The organism is Streptomyces sp. NPDC101225, assembly GCF_044767585.1.
Classification (GTDB): domain Bacteria; phylum Actinomycetota; class Actinomycetes; order Streptomycetales; family Streptomycetaceae; genus Streptomyces.
Window position 1 is genome coordinate 1 of sequence record NZ_JBIWOE010000113.1, and the last position, 1,097, is coordinate 1,097.

At 69.8% G+C, this 1,097-nt stretch carries 2 protein-coding genes; both read right to left on the reverse strand.

What is annotated here, in order from left to right; genetic code table 11:
- The coding region (locus ACIRPX_RS45985) for a transposase (protein WP_404206147.1) at positions 1-559 on the reverse strand (559 nt) is incomplete at its 3' end.
- On the reverse strand, positions 484-1,029 hold the full coding sequence (locus ACIRPX_RS45990) for a winged helix-turn-helix domain-containing protein (RefSeq protein ID WP_404206148.1): 546 nt from the start codon (positions 1,027-1,029) through the stop codon (positions 484-486). The genes ACIRPX_RS45990 and ACIRPX_RS45985, both read right to left, overlap by 76 nt.
- Positions 1,030-1,097: the final 68 nt, after the last annotated feature.

The window sequence follows — 1,097 nt, forward strand, 5'->3', positions numbered from 1 at the left end:
TGATCAGGTGCGGCCGGTACTGAATTTTCTTGAGTTTCCGCTTGATGACGCGGGTCAGGTGCGCGAGGTCGGCGGCGGCGAAATCGGCCAGGGCCCGCTTGAGCAGGCTCCAGATGCCCTCCTGCGGGTTGATCTCCGGTGCGTACGGCGGCAGATGGAAGATGACCAGCCAGTCCCTGTGCTCCGCCTCGAAGTCGAAGAGCTCCTGCTGCAGATGCACGCTCAAGTTGTCCCAGACCCACACGACGGGGGTGCCGAGCTGCAGATGCACCATGCGGATGAAGTCCCGGTAGTCGTTCCAGGCGAAGGTCTTCGGCTCGCCCCTGCGGCCGCGGTTCACGTGCAGCTTGAAGAACATCCGAGGCCGGCGGCCGGGCTTGAAGCACACCGCGCCGGCGATGTTGACCCGGCCGCCGCGCCGCCCGGCCACCCGCACAACGGGTCTGGCCCCGCGCGGGGCCCAGGTCCTGCCCTTCGGCGGGATCAGCGACTGGCCGGACTCGTCCGCGAAACAGATATGGGCGCCCAGGTCGTGCGCGGTACTTTTACCCGCGGCCACACCTCGGCCTTCCACACCTCGATCGCCGCCTCGTCCCGCTCCAGCGCCCGACGCACCGGCACCTGGCAGCTCCAGCCATGCCGCTTCAGCAGCCGCCACACGCCCTGCACGGTGTAGCCGACGTGGAACAACCGGCCGATCAGCAGCTTCACCCGCTTCAGCGTCCAGCCCTGCGCCTCGTCGTCGAAGCCGTGCGCCAGCGGCCCCCGCCTCAACTCCGCCTCCAGCCGCTGCCACTGCTGCACCGACAGCCTCTCCACCGCCATCGGCCCCGCCGACGCCAACGCTCCGGCACCGCCCTGCCGCCAGGCCGCCCGCCACCGGCGCACCGACCGGTCCGTCACCCGTAACTCCGCCGCGATCCGCGCCGTGCCCGCCCCGGCCTCGAACCACTTGGCCGCCTCCAGGCGCACGGCCTCCCGCTTCACCTGCCCGGCAGGCGTCAGCCCGCCCCCTTGCGCATACCGCATGAAGACGTCGTACCGCAGGGATCACGACCCGTCACCACAGCCCGGACATCACCGATTCAACCTGAGTA